The sequence below is a fragment of the Flavobacterium selenitireducens genome, from assembly GCF_014748335.1.
GTDB classification, from domain to species: domain Bacteria; phylum Bacteroidota; class Bacteroidia; order Flavobacteriales; family Flavobacteriaceae; genus Flavobacterium; species Flavobacterium selenitireducens.
Map to the genome: position 1 here is coordinate 159,181 of NZ_JAAVIY010000002.1, position 15,680 is coordinate 174,860.

The 15,680-nt window shown below is 48.6% G+C and carries 11 protein-coding genes; 9 read left to right on the plus strand and 2 right to left on the minus strand.

Annotation, left to right across the window (positions count from 1 at the left end; all coding sequences use genetic code 11):
- Positions 1-163: 163 nt before the first annotated feature.
- Positions 164-1,801, minus strand: a complete 1,638-nt coding sequence (locus HC229_RS04320; protein WP_191019233.1) for a DUF6377 domain-containing protein — start codon at positions 1,799-1,801, stop codon at positions 164-166.
- A gap of 197 nt (positions 1,802-1,998) precedes the next feature.
- Here HC229_RS04320 and HC229_RS04325 point away from each other — a divergent pair, with 197 nt between their 5' ends.
- The 7 genes from HC229_RS04325 (at position 1,999) to HC229_RS04355 (ending at position 12,641) form a co-directional block, all read left to right on the plus strand.
- Complete coding sequence (locus HC229_RS04325) at positions 1,999-2,376, plus strand: hypothetical protein (RefSeq protein ID WP_191019234.1); 378 nt, start codon at positions 1,999-2,001, stop codon at positions 2,374-2,376.
- 160 nt (positions 2,377-2,536) lie between these two features.
- Positions 2,537-3,616 carry an efflux RND transporter periplasmic adaptor subunit gene (locus HC229_RS04330; protein ID WP_191019235.1) on the plus strand — a complete coding sequence of 360 codons (1,080 nt, stop codon included), beginning with the start codon at positions 2,537-2,539 and terminating at the stop codon, positions 3,614-3,616.
- Between the two features lie 18 nt (positions 3,617-3,634).
- Positions 3,635-6,802 carry an efflux RND transporter permease subunit gene (locus HC229_RS04335; RefSeq protein ID WP_191019236.1) on the plus strand — a complete coding sequence of 1,056 codons (3,168 nt, stop codon included), beginning with the start codon at positions 3,635-3,637 and terminating at the stop codon, positions 6,800-6,802.
- Entirely contained in the window at positions 6,795-8,228 is a 1,434-nt protein-coding gene (locus HC229_RS04340) for a TolC family protein (RefSeq protein ID WP_191019237.1), read from the plus strand. The genes HC229_RS04335 and HC229_RS04340 overlap by 8 nt, the downstream gene beginning before the upstream one ends.
- 175 nt (positions 8,229-8,403) lie before the next feature.
- Entirely contained in the window at positions 8,404-9,600 is a 1,197-nt protein-coding gene (locus HC229_RS04345) for a glycoside hydrolase family 47 protein (protein WP_191019238.1), read from the plus strand.
- A 15-nt stretch (positions 9,601-9,615) separates the two neighbouring features.
- On the plus strand, positions 9,616-11,481 hold the full coding sequence (locus tag HC229_RS04350) for a glycoside hydrolase family 2 protein (RefSeq protein ID WP_191019239.1): 1,866 nt from the start codon (positions 9,616-9,618) through the stop codon (positions 11,479-11,481).
- Complete coding sequence (locus HC229_RS04355; RefSeq protein WP_191019240.1) at positions 11,478-12,641, plus strand: DUF4861 family protein; 1,164 nt, start codon at positions 11,478-11,480, stop codon at positions 12,639-12,641. The genes HC229_RS04350 and HC229_RS04355 overlap by 4 nt, the downstream gene beginning before the upstream one ends.
- Here the strand turns inward: HC229_RS04355 and HC229_RS04360 are convergent, their stop codons facing one another.
- A complete protein-coding gene (locus HC229_RS04360) occupies positions 12,642-13,475 on the minus strand; it encodes a hypothetical protein (protein ID WP_191019241.1) in 834 nt (277 codons plus the stop codon). It lies immediately after the preceding gene.
- Between the two features lie 298 nt (positions 13,476-13,773).
- Between HC229_RS04360 and HC229_RS04365 the strand changes: the two genes are divergently transcribed.
- Both HC229_RS04365 and HC229_RS04370 read left to right on the plus strand, forming a co-directional pair.
- Positions 13,774-13,956: a hypothetical protein gene (locus tag HC229_RS04365; protein WP_191019242.1), complete on the plus strand. Its 183-nt coding sequence runs from the start codon at positions 13,774-13,776 to the stop codon at positions 13,954-13,956.
- A gap of 257 nt (positions 13,957-14,213) precedes the next feature.
- Positions 14,214-15,680 carry a sensor histidine kinase gene (locus tag HC229_RS04370; protein ID WP_191019243.1) on the plus strand — a complete coding sequence of 489 codons (1,467 nt, stop codon included), beginning with the start codon at positions 14,214-14,216 and terminating at the stop codon, positions 15,678-15,680.

Below are 15,680 nucleotides of genomic sequence, written 5' to 3' on the forward strand. Positions count from 1 at the left end.
CGTAAAAAGAGAGGTTCAATTTACAACTGTAAAACTATAACGATATAGTGGACGTTTGAAGTTGTAATTAAAAAAAGTAGTAGTGCAGAATAAGTACGTTGTTGATAACAAAGAACTTAAAAATTGAGAAAGGTGCAAAAAAGTAGTGCGTTTTTTCCCGATGTTAAGTTTTTGCGCCCCTGTTTCCGATGATCATCACCATTGCTTCGAACGCATCTCGCGATACCACGGCCTTGTTGCGAGCGCGTGTCCTGTAATTGTATATCGTACTCAGCGAATAGCGCAGAAAAGCGGCAATTTTTACGCTATCGGTAATGCCCAATCGAATCAAAGCGAAGATGCGAAGTTCGGTGTTGAGTAGTTCGCCCGGTTTGAGTGAAATGTATTCGTCGGCGATCAGCAGGTTGTTGAACTCTTCCACAAATGTCGGATATAGATTCAAAAAAATGCTGTCGAAATTCCGATACAACTCGTCCAGTTCATTTTCTACAAGCGTATTCGATTTCAAGACGTTCAGCAAGTCGTCGAACTGTTTGGCCGTCGCTTTTTTATTGAGCATCTTGCGATAACTCTCTAACTTGTCGATATAAGTCGAACACATATCAAAAAACTGGGCGATGTACGCTTCTTTAACGTGGTTGGCCTCGGAGAGTTCCAAATTCCGAAGCTGAAGTTCTTCATTCGTGCTGGAAATATCGCTGTTGAGATCGGTTAGCTTTTGTCCCGATGCAGCGAGTTTGCTTCTAATTTTTGACAGTTTCCGAATCTGGACGTACACATATCCAACGGCCACGATCAATAAAACCGACAACACGCTGATCATGATCAGGTAGGTCGTCAATTCCTTGTTTCGCCTGGCTTCTTTTTCCTGGTAAGCCGTGTTGATGATAGAGTAAAATTCGGTAATGATGATCGTACGGAATTTGGCATTGCAGAAAACCGCGTCATCGATTGCCGATTTCGTGTAGCGATACGCCCGGTTTAGATCGCCTTTTTCGTAATAAATCAGGGCCAGCGTCTGTACCGATGCATTGTCCTTGACGGCGCTTTTTACATCGGCTGTAGCAGACATCGCATAATATCGGTTCCCTAGTTCGCGATCGCCCAACTCCCAGAAAATCGTCCCAAGCAGATAGGAAACCATCGCGTAATCCGGCGAATTTTTGTGGACGCCTTTGAACAACGGCTCAAGGGTTTGGCGCGCCAGGTCGTAATGCTTGAGATAAATGTTTTTTTGGGCGAGGTTGATGCGGTATTTCAAGCTTTGCCTGTCGAGTACCGACAATAGTGAATCGCGGTAAATCTCGATATTTTTCACATACGAAGCTTCGTAACTGTGGGCGGCGTAGTGTTCCCAAAACTGGCTGTAGGCTTCGTAATAATCGGGGAGGAATTCGGGCGAGATTTTTTTGGGATGTATCGATTTGAGCAATACTTCGGACTCGCGATATTTCCCTGAAGACGAATAGAGGTTGGCAAGTTGTATCGTCGAGGCATCGGAGAAATCCTTGCTGTTTTTCTCACGCGCGAGTTCGAGATTGCGTCGGATGTAATGTATGGCCGAATCCAATCTGAATTTCCGGTATTCCTCATACATGGCTTTATTGTAATAGAACTCCTGCAATTGTCCCATCTGCCGACGCAAGTCCGAAATGCGTTTGCGCTTTGCCTTGTCATACACTTCCTTTCGAGCGATGGCTTGGTCAAGTTCGTCGAAGACATCGTCGGTTTGGGCGTACGAAATTGGGATCGGAAAAATCCAACCACAGCAAAACAGGAAACAAATCAGTGAGAGGCGCATGACGCCCCAAAAATACCGCATTTAACGGTGGAGCAGGCTTTGGCAGCTCATAAATTTACCGAATTCCGGTTTTTGCCAAAATATCAGGTTGGTTTAAATGATTGACAGCCAACAAAAAACGATTTCGAAAACAAAAATTGTTAACGCAATCTGAATTTTGATTTTCCGATTTCAATCTTTACTACTTTTGACGCCGAATGAGATTAGCCGTACTTTTCCTGCAATTTTGCTTCCTGTTGCTTTCAGGAAAGCACTACTATGCAGTTTGCAAAGACAGCTTCGGAAAACAACACAGCTATCTCGAGCAGAATCACCGATACAAATACGTTCGGGAAGCGGCTTTAGCCACCATTGACGACGCTGATTTCGGGACAGAGGAAGAGCACGTTTTTGGCGATGACGCTTCCGAATCTGCAAAAGTCGCCATTCCTGCTTTCGACCTTGCGGCACACTGGAATTTCCTGCTCGCCTCAACCTCGTACATCAAAGATTTTCAAAAAGGGCACAAGACTTCTGAGCCCGACGACGCCTTTTCGTGCCCGAAATACATCGTGCAGCGCGTCATCCGGATATGATCCTGGCTTCCTCAGTCGCGTGTTAGCGCCGGGACGAGGTAAAGGATTTCGCATCTGACGATTTTCGTTTCCGATCCATTTCCCGGTTTTTCCGCAACTGATGCTTTCCTGCAACCGCAGGCTTTCGTTGATTTTCCAAACATCCACACCAATTTCAATCATGAAAAGAATCATCATCACGGGCATTGGCGCGCTGTTCGCCTTTGCCAGCTGCTCCACGAACCAGGAAGAAAAAACCGAGGCTACGAAATACCTCGTCACCAATCCCGTAGAAAAGGACACCACGTTTACCAAGGAATACGTTTCCCAAGTAAGGTCGGTGCGCAATATCGAAATCAGGAGCCAGGAACGGGGCTATCTGCAAAACATTTACGTCGACGAAGGCCAGTTCGTCCAGGCCGGACAATTGCTGTTCCGCATCATGCCCAAGTTGTACGAAGCCGAGTATCAAAAGGCAACCGCAGAAACCAAAGCTGCCGAAGTCGAACTGCAGAATACCAAAACGCTCGCCGACAAAAACGTGATTTCCAGGAACGAGCAAACCGTCGCCCAGGCCAAGCTCGACCAGGCACGGGCCCAGCAAGCTATGGCGAAACTGCATCTGGGTTTTACCGAAATCAGGGCGCCGTTTTCCGGAACTATCGACCGGATTCCGCTTAAGCTCGGCAGTTTGATAGACGAAGGCGAACTGCTCACGAGTTTGTCCGACAATACCGAAATGTTCGCTTACTTCAATGTTTCCGAACCGGAATATATCGACTACATGACCAAGGTCAAAGATCGAGGAGACGATAAAGTCACGTTGCTCCTGGCGAATAACGAACCGCTCAAATACAAAGGGAAAGTCGAAGTGATCGAAGGGGAATTCGACAATGAAACCGGGAATATCGCCTTTCGCGCCACGTTTCCGAATCCGGACAAATTGCTCCGAAATGGGGAAACCGGCAAAATTCTCATGACGATCCCAATGAAGCGCGCGCTGATCATTCCGCAAAAAGCGACGTACGAAATCCAGGATAAGAAATACGTTTTTGTTGTCGGGGCTGACCACAAATTGTCCTCGAAAGAAATCACGGTCGCAGCCGAAATGACCGACCTCTACGTGCTTACCGGCGGAATCAGCGTACGCGACAAAATCCTGCTCGAAGGCGTCCAACGCGTCAAAGACGACCAGAAAATCGCCTACGAATACCAAAAACCTCAGGACGTTCTGGCTCATCTCAAGCTCAAAGCGGAATAACAAAAAAACAGAATCGATATGTTTAACAGATTCATCCAAAGGCCCGTCCTTTCGATCGTCATTTCGCTCATCATCGTGTTCTTGGGCGTCCTGGCACTTACGCAGCTTCCGGTGACGCAATTTCCGTCGGTTTCGCCTCCAAAGGTGAATGTGACCGTGGAATATCCGGGAGCGAACAACGAATTGCTCATCAAATCGGCGATCATTCCGCTTGAGCGTGCCATCAATGGCGTTCCGGGAATGAAATACATGGCTTCCGATGCCGGAAACGACGGAGAAGGAACGATTCAGGTCGTCTTCAACCTCGGCACAGATCCCAACGTCGCCTCGCTGAACGTCCAGAACCGTGTCGCGTCGGTCACGAATAAGCTTCCGCCGCTTGTCATCCGCGAAGGCGTGAAAATCACACGGGAGGAATCGAACATGCTCATGTATGTCAATTTGTATTCGACAGATAAGAACACCGACCAAAAGTTCCTCTACAATTTCGCCGACATCAACATTTTGCCCGAACTCAAGCGCGTCGATGGCGTAGGAGTCGCGGACATTCTCGGAAACCGTGAATACGCGATGCGCATCTGGCTCAAGCCGGACAGGATGCTCGCTTACAAGATTTCATCCGAAGAAGTCATGGAAGCACTTGCGTCCCAAAGTCTCGAGGCTTCTCCGGGAAAAACAGGGGAAAGTTCCGGCAAACGTTCGCAGTCATTTGAATACGTGTTGAAATATTCCGGCCGATTTACTACGAAAGAACAATACCAAAACGTGATTTTACGCGCCACGTCAAACGGGGAAATCTTGCGTTTGAAAGATGTCGCCGACGTTGAATTCGGAAGCTCGATGTACGATATTTACTCGAACCTGAACGGCAAGCCTTCGGCGGCGATCGTGCTCAAGCAATCGTACGGAAGCAACGCCAGCCAGGTCATCAAAGACGTCAAGGCCAAGTTGGCGGAAATCAAGGGAAATACCTTTCCGAAAGGCATGGAATACGAAATCAGTTACGACGTTTCCAAATTCCTCGACGCTTCTATCGATAAGGTGTTGCACACGTTGGTAGAAGCTTTTGTCCTCGTCGGATTGGTGGTGTTTTTATTCCTCGGCGATTGGCGCTCGACAATCATTCCGGCGCTTGCGGTTCCGGTTTCGCTCATCGGGACGTTCTTTTTTATGCAATTTTTCGGGATCACGCTTAACCTGATCACGTTGTTTGCGTTGGTGCTGGCCATCGGAGTCGTCGTCGATGATGCGATCGTGGTCATCGAGGCCGTCCACGCCAAAATGGAAGAGGAGCATCTGACGCCACGAAAAGCCACGAAAAAAGCGATGCACGAGATCGCCGGAGCCATTATCGCCATTACCTTCCTGATGGCCGCCGTTTTTATTCCCGTGGCGTTCATGTCCGGGCCTGTCGGAATTTTTTACAGACAATTTTCGATCACGATGGCAACGGCAATCATACTTTCGGGAATTGTCGCCTTGACGCTGACGCCCGCTTTGTGTGCGATGATTCTCAAAAACAACCACGGCCATGCGACAAAGAGATCGCCTGTCGATACTTTTCTCGACGGCTTCAACCGCCGGTTCAACATCTTGTCAGACGAGTATCAGACGTTGCTCGGCGAGATCGTCAACCGACGCGTCGTCACGTTCGGGATATTGATCCTGTTCTGCGCCGCCACCTATTTTACGAGCAAGACCGTTCCTTCCGGATTTATCCCGAACGAAGACCAGGGTATGTTTTACGCGATCATACAAACGCCTCCCGGCTCGTCTCTGGAGCGCACGAACGAGATTTCGGAACGTCTGCAAAAGATAGCCGAAACGGTCGAAGGCGTGCAATCGGTATCGTCTTTGGCCGGATATGAAATTCTGACCGAAGGAACAGGAGCCAACGCCGGAACATGCCTGATCAACCTCAAATCCTGGGAAGAGCGCGAACATTCGGTAACCGAAATCATCGAAGAACTCGAGGAAAAGTCAGAGGAAATAACCGGTGCCAATATCGAATATTTCCAACCTCCGGCGGTTCCCGGTTACGGTGCCGCGGGTGGTTTTGAGTTGCGCCTGCTCGACAAGACGGGAACCAACGATTACCACAAGATGGAACAAGTCAACAACGATTTTGTGGCCGAAATGAAAAAGCGTCCGGAATTGTCTTCGGTTTTCAGCTTTTACAGCGCAAGTTTCCCACAATTCATGTTGCATCTCGACAACGATCTGGCCCAGCAAAAAGGCGTTTCTCCCGAAAATGCGCTCAACACGCTTTCTACGCTTGTCGGAAGCAATTACGAGATCAGTTTCATCAAGTTCGGCCGCGCCTACAAAGTCATCGTGCAAGCCGCGCCTTCTTACCGCGCGCTTCCGGATGACATCCTGAAGTTGTACGTCAAGAACAAAAACGACGAAATGGTGCCGTTTTCTGCATTTATGCGCATGGACAAAGTCTACGGATTATCAGAGATCACGCGCCAAAACATGTACACGGCTTCTGAGATTTCAGGTTCCGCCGCACCGGGTTACAGCTCGGGTGAGGCCATTGCCACGATCAACAAATTGGCGAAAGACACCTTGCCGCGCGGGTACGGCATCGATTGGGCTGGAATTTCCAAAGACGAGGTCGCGCAAGGTAACCAGGCGGTCTACATTTTCCTGATTTGCCTCGGATTCGTCTATCTGATCCTGTCGGCTCAATACGAAAGTTTCGTCTTGCCGATGTCGGTCATTTTATCGCTTCCCGTCGGAATTTTCGGAGCGTTCCTGTGGCTTAAGATGATGGGCCTCGAAAACAACATTTACGCCCAGATCGCCATGGTCATGCTTATCGGATTGCTCGGAAAGAACGCGGTATTGATCGTGGAGTTCGCCGTACAAAAACACCGTGAAGGCCTTTCGGTTTTCGAGGCGGCACTCGAAGGCGCAAAAGTGCGTTTCCGTCCGATCCTGATGACCTCTTTTGCCTTTATCGCCGGGTTGATCCCACTTGTTTTGGCTTCCGGGCCGGGACGCATCGGCAACCGCACGATAGGAACTGCGGCCGCTGGCGGCATGCTGTTCGGAACCGTGTTTGGCGTGGTGATCATTCCGGGATTGTACTACATCTTCGGAAAAATATCCGAAAAGCACCAATTCGTAAAGAACGAAGAAGAAAATCCGTTAACCGAAGCAATCGACAACAATGTTTAAAATAAAAATCACAAAATGGATCGTGCCGATGTTGGCCGCGTTGGCGATCGCAAGTTGCAAGGCGCCGGCAATCACCGCAACCGCAGATCAATTGCCAATGCCGGAAACCTTCGCCCAAAACAGCGATACCGCGAATGTTTCCAATCTCAAATGGCGCGATTTTTTCCGCGACAAGCACCTTCAGGAACTCATCGAAGTCGCCCTCCGGAATAATCAGGAGCTCAACATCACATTACAGGAAATTGAAATTTCCCAGAACGAGATCCGGATGAAAAAAGGTGGGATTTTGCCAACTATTGCGCTAAAGGCGGGAGCCGGAATCGAAAAGGTCGGACGCTACACGAGCCAAGGCGCCGGCGATGCGACAACCGAGATCAAGCCAGGTGTGGAAACGCCAGATCCGTTGGCTGATTTTGGCGTCAAGGCCGTCGCCAATTGGGAAGTCGACATCTGGAAAAAGCTTCGGAATTCAAAAAAGGCGGCTGTAAATCGTTATCTCGCAAGTGTCGAAGGCAAGAATTTCGTGCTCACGAACCTGATTGCTGAGGTTGCCAATTCCTATTACGAACTGCTCGCGCTCGACAATCAGTTGGCAATCGTAAAGCAGAATATCGATATCCAGAAAAACGGCCTCGAAATCGTAAAGGTTCAAAAGCAGGCCGCGCGTGCCACCGAGCTTGCCGTGCAAAAGTTCAACGCCGAAGTGTTGAGTTCGCAAAGCCTTGAGTTTAAGATTTCTCAGGAAATCGTCGAGACCGAGAACAGGATCAATTTTTTGCTGGGACGTTATCCGCAGCAAATTGTTCGCGATACAAGCGATTTCGTGCATATTGCTCCAAATTTCATCGCGTTCGGAATTCCGTCCCAACTGTTGGCTAATCGCCCCGACATCAAACAGGCCGAACTGGAATTGGCGGCGGCGAAACTCGATGTGAAAGCTGCAAGGGCGGAATTTTATCCGTCTCTCGATATTTCGGCATCGATTGGAACCCAGGCATTCAAACCGTCGTATTTGGCGACAATGCCGGAGTCGCTGCTCTATTCGATTATTGGCGATTTGACGGCCCCGATCGTCAACCGAAATGCGATCAAAGCCGAATTCAGAAGCGCGAATTCACGGCAAATCCAAGCCGCGATCCAGTATCAACGCACGATTTTGAACGCTTATTTTGAAGTGTCGAACCAAATGTCGAACATCGGGAACCTTCAAAAAAGTTATGAGTTGAAGTTGCAACAGGTGCAGGCATTGACCCGGTCGATCGAAGTTTCAAACGATCTGTTCCGCTCTGCGCGAGCCGATTATCTCGAAGTCTTGCTCACCCAGCGCGACGCACTCGAATCCAAACTCGAACTTGTCGAGACCAAAAAGGCGCAATTCAACGCGGTAGTGAACGTGTACCGCGATTTGGGCGGCGGCTGGCGGTAAATGTCAAGTTTTGACTGGGATTTAATAGAACAGGTAGACAAATAAAATCAAACAAAAGCCGATTTAATAGTCGGCTTTTTTGTTGCAAGCGTCGCCCGCATTTGGCGAAATCGTAAATTTACGGATGTGAAGTTTTCGGATATCGGAACCGGATCGCAACTTCTAAACGAACGACATGACAAAACTCTTCATTTGCGCGTCTTTATTGATGCTGCTCTCGGCATGCGCGAAGTCCGACAAAAAAGTCGAACCGACGGACAAAATCGAATCGGGCCTTGACAACGCCATTTCCCAATATGCTTCGTTGGCCAAACGACTTCCCGAGGGACGGTTCCCAAAATCGTATCACGTAAAGAACGATTCGCTCGAGACCAGTGATTCCGGTTGGTGGTGCAGCGGATTTTACCCGGGAACGTTGTTGTTGCTCGACGAAGCCAAAGGCGCACCCAAGCTCAAAAAAGAAGCGATGCGCATTCTCAAGGATCTCGAAAAAGAGCAGTTCAACAAGACGACGCACGATCTTGGGTTTATGATGTTTTGCAGTTTCGGCAACCTCGAACGCCTCGACCCGAATCCGGAAACCGAGAAAATCCTGATGAACAGCGCCAAATCGCTGGCCACGCGTTTCAACGAGAAAGCCGGCTGCATCCAATCTTGGGACAGTTCGCCCTGGAACGGCGCGGCTGCAGACGAAATGCCGGTGATCATCGACAATATGATGAACCTCGAGTTGTTGTTTTGGGCCACGCGACACAGCGGCGACAGTTCGTTCTACAAAATCGCGACGCGTCATGCCGATACGACGATCAAGAACCATTTCCGTCCCGATTACAGCTCATTTCATGTGGTGATTTATGGAAAAGAAGATGGAAAGGTCCACAAGCAAATAACCAATCAGGGCGCGGCAGACAACTCGGCTTGGGCGCGCGGACAGGCTTGGGGATTGTACGGCTACGTCGCCGCTTACCGGGAAACCAAGGACAAAAGATATCTGGATCAGGCGGTGCACATAGCCGATTTCATCTTGAATCATCCGAATTTCCCCAAGGACAAAGTGCCGTATTGGGATTTCAACGCTCCGGGCATTCCGAACGCGTTGCGCGATTCCTCGGCGGCGAGCATCATCGCGTCGGCTTTGTTTGAGCTTTCGACGTTTTCGGATGCCACAAATGCGAAACGCTACAAAGACAATGCAAGTGCGATTTTGGACACGTTGCTTTCGTCAGAATATTTGGCAAAAGACGGCTCGAACGGCGGTTTTTTACTCAGGCACGGCGTCGGGAACATGCCCAACAAGACCGAGATCGACGTTCCGTTGACGTATGGCGACTACTATCTGGTAGAGGCGATGATGCGCAGTAAAAAAAGGTAATAGAAAATTTCCGACATGAAAAAGTTGTTTCTTTTACTGATCGTTTTAGGATGGAACACGGTTTTGGCCCAGGACGAACTTATCTCAAATCCCGACGGACGCCGCAATGTTTCGCTAAACGGAACCTGGCATTACATCATCGACACTTACGAAACCGGATTTTACGACTATCGTTTCAGGGAGCGAAAAGAATCCGATAACGGCGCGTATTGGAACGAAAATCTTCCGAAGAGCAAATCCGATCTCATCGAACATCGATATTCCGACAAAAGCAGCATCAAGGTGCCCGGCGACTGGAACCATCAGGATCGTCAGTTTTTGCATTACGAAGGTACGGTTTGGTACCAGCGCAAGTTCGATCGTCCGAAAATGAATCAGGACGACGATGTTTATCTGTACTTCGCTGCGGTGAATTACGAGGCTCATGTTTACCTTAACGGAAAAAAACTCGGTTCGCACAAAGGCGGATTTACGCCGTTCAATTTTAAAATACCGGCTAATCTGCTAAAGGAAACCGACAACTTTCTCGTCGTAAAAGTCGACAACAAGCGCCACGCCGATGAAATCCCGACATTGAACACGGATTGGTGGAATTACGGCGGCATCACGCGTGAGGTCAAGCTCGTCATCGTTCCCAGGACATTCATTAGCCAATACAACCTGGCGCTTTCGCAAAAGCAGGACATTTTGGGTTCGATCAAGAAAAATACGTTTTCCGTTTCCGGATTTGTGAAACTAAGTCAAGCCTCGGCGGGATCGAAAATACGCATCGAAATCCCGGAGCTTAAATTCAAAAAGGAAATCACAGCCGATTCAGACAGCACAAACATCGAATTCAACCTCAAAAACCTCAAACTTTGGCAACCCGAAAAAGCCAAGTTGTACGAAGTGAGATTCACGCTGGGAAGCGAAACGATTTCGGAAAAAATCGGTTTCAGGAAAGTGGAAGTGCAAGGCAAGAAAATCCTCGTCAACGGACGACAAATTTTTCTACGCGGCATTTCGATACACGAGGAAATCCCGCAAGAGATCAGACGCGCCCACGACATGGCCGACGCGAAGCAGTTGCTCGGTTGGGCAAAAGAATTGGGTTGTAATATGGTGCGTCTGGCGCATTATCCGCACAACGAAAACATGACGAAACTCGCCGACGAAATGGGGCTCATGGTCTGGTCTGAAATCCCGGTTTACTGGACGATCGATTTTAAAAATCCCGAGGTGCTCCAAAAAGCGCAAAAACAGCTTGACGAAATGATAGCGCGTGACCGAAATCGCGCGGCTGTCATCATTTGGTCGGTTGGGAACGAAACGCCGGTGAGTGAAAACCGGACCGCGTTCATGAGCAATTTGGTCAAACGCGCAAAAACTTCAGACGACACGCGATTGATCGCCGCGGCACTCGAAGTCGGTTACAACAAGGGCAAAAATCACGTAGACGACCCACTTGGCGCCTTTACCGACATCGTCGCATTGAACGAATATCTCGGCTGGTATTCCGGTCTGCCCGATGCTTGCCGAACGGCCGAATGGGAAGTAGCATACGACAAACCGTTTTTTATCTCGGAAACCGGTGCCGGCGCGCTTGCTGGCTTTCACGCCGACAAGCTCACGCGTTTCAGCGAAGAATACCAGGAATGGTTTTACGAGGAACAAATCAAGATGTTCGAAGAGCGTTTCCCGGATAGTTTCTCGGGACTTTCGCCTTGGATTTTAGCCGATTTCCGAAGCCCGAAGCGCAATCATCCCGACTATCAGGAATTGTGGAACCGAAAAGGGTTATATGGCGAAAAAGGCCAGAAAAAGAAAGCATTCTATGTGTTGCAGGCCTATTACAAGAAAATTAAAGATCGGGAAGACGCCGCCAATCGAAGGAAACCATGAAGCGGTTTTGGATCTTTATTCTTGCTTCGTTTGCGGGTTTTTCGCAACAGATAAAGGTTTCCGTAACGAATAACCTCGCTTTTGCACGCAAGGAAATCGTTTCGGTACCGACGTCGAAATTGACGAAAATCGTCGCATTGGGTTTTGAAACTATCCACGTAAAGCCGAAAGGAAAATCCGAAAATCTCGTCGTGCAATGGCTCGATCCAAACGCAGATGGAAAACCGGACGAATTGTTGTTCCAGGCTGAAGTTCCGGCCAATTCAAAGTCGGAATACATCATTTTTTCCGACAACGCTTTTATTTCAAAAACGACCTCGGAAACCAAAGCCTTTTCGCGTTTTGTGCCCGAACGCACCGACGATTACGCCTGGGAAAACGATAAAGTCGCCTTTCGCACTTACGGTCCTGACGCCCAAAACAGGTTTGAGCAAAAACGCCCGAACGGAACGCTCTCGTCGGGCATCGACATCTGGCTCAAGCGCACCGAAAAACCGGTTGTCGACAATTGGTATTTGGGTTACCAATCGGACCCAATGTTTTATCATAAAGATCGGGGCGAAGGCTATGACCCATATCACGTTGGGGCGAGTCGCGGAACGGGCGGAACCGGAATTTGGATAGGCGACAGCCTTGTGGTTTCCAAGAACTTCGTCGGCTGGAAAACGATCGCGGATGGCCCGTTGCGAACGACCTTCGAGTTGGTTTATGCTCCATTTTCAGACTTCGGCCTGACCGAAACCAAACGCATCTCACTCGATCTCGGCAGCAACTTCTACAAGGCGGAAGTCACATACAAAAGCAAAAAAACGGTTCCAAATTACGCCATCGGGATTACGTTGCACAAAAATGAGGGCGAGGTTAAAATCGACACGAAAAATGGGATTTTCCGTCACTTTGAGAAGATAGACGATGCATTTGTGGGCGAAGGCGTGATCGTAAGTCCGGTAGCAATATTTGACGCGTTTGCCCATAAATCCAAAACTCCCGATCAAAGCAATTTGATCATTCTTACGGACGCTTCCCGAAATCTCGTTTATTACGCCGGATTCGCCTGGACAAAAAGCGGGCAGATCGCAACTGTCGCCGATTGGGACGAAATGCTAGCGCGCCAGTCGAAAATCGTGGCGAATCCGCTAGTCGTAAAAATCAGCAACTGATCAATAATCTGCTTTGATTTCGCCTGAAACGACCTGACGGGCGATGTACGTCGAGACCGGAATCAATTGCTTGTCGATTTTGACGGGATGATGCCCCGGATGGTCGAAAAACTCGTATTTCCCGTCGTGTCTGAGATACCATACGACGGGCCTGCCTTGTATAAAAAATTCGGTGTCGGCTTTGGCATCGATCTCCCTGACGCGAAATTGCAGCGAATCCAACGGTCGCACCGAAAGTCCTTTCGAAGTACGGCAATCGAGGGTTTCGTAAGCGTGATCGTTCCAACCCATGCATTGTTTTTCAGACGGATTGCGGGCGAACGTAAGATAGGCGATGAGCCCTACGAGTGCGACCGATAACACGCCGACCCAAACAGAATTCCTTCTTGTAAACTGACTTTTTTGGCGCGGCCTGAATACGACATCTTCGGGTTTGCCGCCATCCGGAATGGTTCCGGAATCCCTGTCCGAACCGATAAAGCGGCTTAAAGGCCGTTCTTTAAATTGAATGAGAACCGCAATAAAATTGAGGTTTCTCGCATCTGTCGCGCGCGATTTTCCAATCAGGAAGTTGATCACTGGGCGGAATTTTTCGAGATCGAACTTTTTGATCCCTCTTAGGACGTCTTCCGTCGAATTGAGCTTAAAGAAGGTTCGGAATACATTTTCGTCCTGAGCCGATATTCCGTTTGCGATCATTTTCAGGCAGAGGTCGCGCAATCCCGCAGGCGAAGGCGAGATGAGCAGTCCTTCGTGTAACGTGGTTTTGCTGCGATGGTATTCGGCCATGACCGCTTTCGAATAATCGTCGGATGTCTTTATCACAGTGCGCATTTTAAGCATTATCGGAACTATCGGAATTATCGGAACTCCCTGCCAACGCCAGGCTTTTCGTGCATTTCCTTTGCCTCAGGATTTGTCACCGCCCCACATGCATTACGGGCAAATGTACAAAACAGATCCCAACACAGTGACGCCTTACGAACCCGGACGGTTATCCCGGGAAGTATAACGGGACAGGTTCGTAACGGCTCACTGCACTTCCCGAAAATCGGCAAACAGCCTTATGCTCCGTAAAACCTTTTTGATGCGGTAAGGCCTTGCTCATGTTCAATTTTTAAAACCAAAAAACATGAAAAAATTTTTCATATTGGGCGCGCTGGCTGTCGTCGGCGTGTTGATGGGATCGTGCAGCGCAGATGATGAGGCCGCAAAATCCGGCAGTGCGAATGTGCAACTCGAAGGCAATACCGGAGGTCCGGGGGGCGGCAATGGAACCCTTCCGCCACCACCGCCGCCACCGCCTTATCCGTGATGAGGCGATCGCATACTGAATTTTAGTATTTTCGGGGAATGGAAAACATGCGGTTTCATTCCCCTTTTTATTTTTTGTTGCTATTGCTGATTGCTGGCTGTGTGTCAGATAATCAAACCAAGGCTGATAAGGGCAACATCCGCGCCGGATACAAATTCCAATTAAGGGCTGACTCCCTTCTAAAAAGAGGTGACGCTGACGAGGCATTTGCAGGTTACGAGCAAGCAAAAAATTTATATAAGCGAGGCTCAGACAGCATGCGTGTCGCGTATACGTTATTAAAACAAGCGGAATTATACAATCAATTTAATGATTATCAGGAACTGCAAGCGACATCTGTTGAGGCGTTAAAATATCTTGAAACTTCGCAGGATAGTATTTATTTAGAATCTGTTTATGTCTACCTCGGGATAAGTTTTGCGATGATGGACGATCTCGAAAGTGCGACAGAAAGTTACTACAAAGGACGCTCATACGTTAGTCAGGATTGGAAAAAAGCAACGGTAGACAACAACCTGGCCTATGCAAATATTCTAAAAGGAAATTATCGAAAAGCCAATTTGTTGCTCTCGGAAGCATTTCGCCAATATTCGCTACCCGATACACTTGAGATTAAAACCAAGCTGCTGGACAATTTCGGATTTTCCGTATTTAAATTAGGGAATCCGGACGGACAAGCCTACGTAATGGATGCGCTGAGATTACGTAAAGCATCGGCAGACACATCAGGTTTGATAGCCAGTTATCTTCATCTTGCAGAAATGGTGTCCGACAGAGAGGAGGCTGTTAATTTTGCGTTGGATGCTGAGCGGCTTGCAAAATTGTACAATGCTCCAGAAGATCGCCTACAAGCGCTGCGGATTTTGGTCAATCAATCTTCGTCAGAAAATATTGAGTTATTTTCGAAAAATTTCATCCGTATATCCGACAGCCTCGAAAGCAAACGCCTGAAAACACGTACTGCATTTGCCAAGATTAAATATGACGTAAGGCGTTTAGAGGAAGAAAAAATGCTTGCAAAAATGGAAAGGATTAGGGAACGTAATGAAAAATTGCTTTTTATTAATATTTCGTTTGTATTGGCGTTTGCATCCGCTGCAATAGTATATTTCCTGGTTCGACGCTCCCGAAACATCCGAAAGAAAGCCACATACGAAGCGGAAGTGCGTATTTCCACGAAATTGCACGACGAATTGGCCAACGAAGTGCACAAAACCATCGTGTTTACCGAAACTAAAAACTTATCGGACGAAGCCAACAAAGAAACCTTGCTGCAACGGCTCGAAAACATTTACGAAGGCACGCGCAGCATTTCCCGCGACAACAGCGAGGTTCCTGAGGGCGATTTTGGGCAGGCGTTGCGGGAGTTGTTGCAGGAATACAATTCGGACGAGTGCGCCGTCATCGCCCAAGGCATCGCGAACGTGGACTGGGAAAAGCTCGAGCGCCGTCGACAATTGGAGTTTTACCGGATCGTACAGGAGTTGTTGGCCAATATGCGCAAACACAGCCAATGTTCGCACGCATTATTTTTGTTTGCGATAGACGGTCGCAACATTTTACTTACCTATTCTGACAACGGCTCGGGAAGCGCTAAAATAGGGCAGGCGCGAAAAAACGGGCTGCGCATTATGGAAAACCGTATTTCGGGCTTGAAGGGAAGCGCTACTTTTGAATCGATGCCCGGTAACGGATTTCGGGCATATGTCCAATTTCCACTATAA